Genomic DNA, 3,039 nt, shown 5'->3' on the forward strand with positions numbered 1-3,039 from the left:
CCCCAAATTTGGACCTCCACTTATAGAATGTGGCTCCACTGATACCATGTTCACGACATAGTTCCGGCACTGGTGAGCCTGCTTCTGCCTGTTTCAATATGGCGATAATCTGGCTATCGCTGAATCTAGATGTCTTCATGTAAAACTTCCTCAAAATCTCAATTAAGAAAATTCTACTTTTAAATGCGATTAATTTCCGGGGGGATTACCAAACCTCCGGCTTTGCCGGAGGTAATTTAATTGAAACTGTGGGGTGCGGACAATAACTTGGAATGGTTTTAGATGCAAATCAACACAATTAGGCTATTTGATTCGAAATATGACATCAACGGCCGACCTCAACTTTAAAGGGGGAATAGAAAATAAGTCTTCCCCAATTGCTTTGCGGCGCTCAACTTCTGAATAAGAAGTTGATTTCTCACTCACCAATCCAATTGCGGTACTTAGATTTTTAAGCTTTCCTTCAGTGATTGCCGTTACTGCACCCAAGCGCTTGCCATAGGCGCTCAACAATCCACTGGCTTTTCTTTGAGCGTCTTTGGCCGCCTCAATAGACAAATCCAATTCAATTTGGTCTCGTAAAGTGGAATCGAAAGAGGTTTCAACTTTATCGATGTTACTCAACTTGAGAAGGGAAAACATAATGGCTTGCCAATTTTTCAGGTCACGTATTTTGAGAACAACTCTATAACTCAGTTGATAAATTGGCTCAGCCGTATTTGGGTTAGCAACATCTTTTTTCATCTCTTTTCTCGCGTCGCGAATAATCATGTCTTCTTCCTGTATACCTTGCAGTGCAACTATAGACTTAATTTCCGACACTCGCGCCATCGCGATGGAAAGCGCCTTTTCTGAATCAACATCGCTAACGTTGACGTCAAAATTGATTTCTCCAAAGTCTGGATTTACCTGTATATAGGCGATACCTGTACTATGAATAAACGGATAATCTGGTAATTGAGATGCAATTCCCGAATTATGAAAACACAACGCGATAACAAGGAAAAGTATTTTCTTAATCGCAGTGGCGAAATCTTGAAATGAGCGAGTTAGCATAATCCGTTTGTTCAGAACGAGGGGTTGAAAAAAACAAAAACTTAATAGAGATTAATATTATTCTTTTAACAATTACAAATCAAGCTCAATTTATAAATTTGCTGAGTCAGGAAGTTCGTAGGTCACTACATGTTGATTTGCACTGAAAATTGCCCCTAGGAAGTGCAGCGTAAAACTTGGACTGGTTTATGCCGTGAATCCGAAGCTTTCTCGGTATTCGAGGGGGCTGAGTGAGCCGAGGGATATTTTAACGCGCTTTTCGTTATACCAGCGAATATAAGAATCAACTACCTGGGAAAAATGGGGTCAGTTCTAACATTCCAACATTTGCAATCGTGCTTTAGCCATTATGTTTTGTTTTACACATGGTCAGACCACTACGTTTAGAATTTGCTGTAGTTTTGTATCACATGACGTCGCGAGGTGTTTGTATAGTAAAGTCCAAAGCAAAGCCATGCGGCGTTTTTGCGTACTGGTTTGGAAAATGTTGGAATGTTAGAACTGACCCCAATTTTTGCCTAAATGGAAAACAGAAGGCGTACAAATTAAATTAGAAGGAACGGGAAATCGGTATATAAATGATAAGCAAGGGGTGGTAAATACACTTTTGGGTACAGGTAAAGGGCTAGAGTTATTTAATGCAGGCATTGAAAAGGCCGAAGTATTAGGTACAAAACCTTATGGTTCCAAAAAAACAAAATTCACAGATGCGGATTTGAATCATTTTTAGGAAGAAATAAATATGTTTTTGAATTTCAATTTATCCGCAAATTTCGATCCAGGGAAATTTAAATTGGTTTACCAACTTGAACGATACTTGCAAGAACATCCCGATGATATGAGAGATGTTCAATTGCTAACTTTGAATGATGAAAAGCCCTACGCGGGGCTGAAAGGCGTACAAGGTCTTTATGGTAGCGATGAGTGGTGGACAAATATTCGGAATGGTGTAATTCCAAGTGAGCAAGTCACCGCCCAAATCTCGGACATTTTTGCGGTTGGTTTTCCTGGTGATAATAATCCAGCGACTGAATTGCAACTTCTTTTGACCGACGGTAGTTATAAATTATTAACCATGAAAGCAAATGATCCTAAGGATTTTAAATTGTTTAAAATTGGATGCCAAATTATGACATTTCATGCATTTAATGAATTGAAAAATCCTTCAAGTTATTTTGGGAAACCATACCCAATCTTAATTGAAATTGCAGTATCGGTAGATTAAATTTGACTGTTATAAATTTGCTCAACATACGTGTGGAAGGTAGTCCGCAATTTTTCAAGAAATGGTGAGCAAATTTGAAAACTTTCTTAACAAGCTTTGTCGAGTTGCTGGTGATAAATTTATTGATTGTCGGTTTTGTATCTTCGTCAATCTCACCCGAATCGAAGCTTAGGGTTGAATATATGCTTTTGATAGTGGGGTACTTTTCACTGGCACAAGCTTTTTAAGTCAATATAAAACTAATTATTTATGCGTTTTGTTTTTATTAAAAATGTACAATTTAAGGAAGCTTCGAATGAGTGAAAATTCTAAAATCCTCAACTATGGTCACAGGCCATATCTAGCTCCTGCAATTCCAAATACTCCGCTAGAAATTTGTGTGCCGGATACCGTTCAGTTACCAGAACCCCCCACGTTTGCCGGTAAAACCATCTCATTTTTGATGGCTGCTAAGAAAGATGTTAATACTATCGAGTATGCTGAAGATGAAGGTGAAATTAATTCAAGTGATGAAGAACTTAAGCAGTTTTTGTTATCTGTTGAAGAAACTAAAATGATGGGGAAGCTCTTGGCGCACTGTAAGTCAATCATGTTTGCAGTTGGTGATGGAGGTGCGTTAGGGCACATGACACGGCGTTTGTCAACGTAGTTGTCGCGTCATTTCATGCTACATGCAGTGATACTTCTGGCTCAATCCGTTCCGGATTAAGCCAGACCTGATTCGCCAACTCCCAATTTCTGGTGTGTTGTGTCCACCG

At 39.1% G+C, this 3,039-nt stretch carries 5 protein-coding genes and 1 pseudogene; 3 read left to right on the forward strand and 3 right to left on the reverse strand.

Annotation, left to right across the window (positions count from 1 at the left end; translation table 11 throughout):
* The 3 genes and pseudogenes from ACO0LN_RS30125 to ACO0LN_RS30135 form a co-directional block, all read right to left on the reverse strand.
* Positions 1 to 139, reverse strand: a 139-nt coding sequence (locus tag ACO0LN_RS30125; RefSeq protein ID WP_422978936.1) for a transposase, incomplete at its 3' end; no start/stop codon positions are given.
* 164 nt (positions 140 to 303) lie between these two features.
* Positions 304 to 1,056: an SIMPL domain-containing protein gene (locus tag ACO0LN_RS30130; protein ID WP_422980418.1), complete on the reverse strand. Its 753-nt coding sequence runs from the start codon at positions 1,054 to 1,056 to the stop codon at positions 304 to 306.
* Positions 1,057 to 1,242: 186 nt separating this feature from the next.
* Positions 1,243 to 1,356, reverse strand: a pseudogene (locus ACO0LN_RS30135) (IS3 family transposase); the annotation flags it as partial.
* A 214-nt stretch (positions 1,357 to 1,570) separates the two neighbouring features.
* Between ACO0LN_RS30135 and ACO0LN_RS30140 the strand changes: the two are divergent.
* The 3 genes from ACO0LN_RS30140 (at position 1,571) to ACO0LN_RS30150 (ending at position 2,930) form a co-directional block, all read left to right on the forward strand.
* On the forward strand, positions 1,571 to 1,786 hold the full coding sequence (locus ACO0LN_RS30140; RefSeq protein ID WP_422980420.1) for a hypothetical protein: 216 nt from the start codon (positions 1,571 to 1,573) through the stop codon (positions 1,784 to 1,786).
* A 12-nt stretch (positions 1,787 to 1,798) separates the two neighbouring features.
* Positions 1,799 to 2,281, forward strand: a complete 483-nt coding sequence (locus ACO0LN_RS30145; RefSeq protein ID WP_422980422.1) for a hypothetical protein — start codon at positions 1,799 to 1,801, stop codon at positions 2,279 to 2,281.
* A 295-nt stretch (positions 2,282 to 2,576) separates the two neighbouring features.
* Complete coding sequence (locus tag ACO0LN_RS30150; protein ID WP_422980424.1) at positions 2,577 to 2,930, forward strand: hypothetical protein; 354 nt, start codon at positions 2,577 to 2,579, stop codon at positions 2,928 to 2,930.
* Positions 2,931 to 3,039 lie beyond the last annotated feature (109 nt).

Origin of the sequence: Undibacterium sp. TC9W, assembly GCF_049339865.1 — a bacterium.
GTDB lineage: Bacteria > Pseudomonadota > Gammaproteobacteria > Burkholderiales > Burkholderiaceae_D > Undibacterium.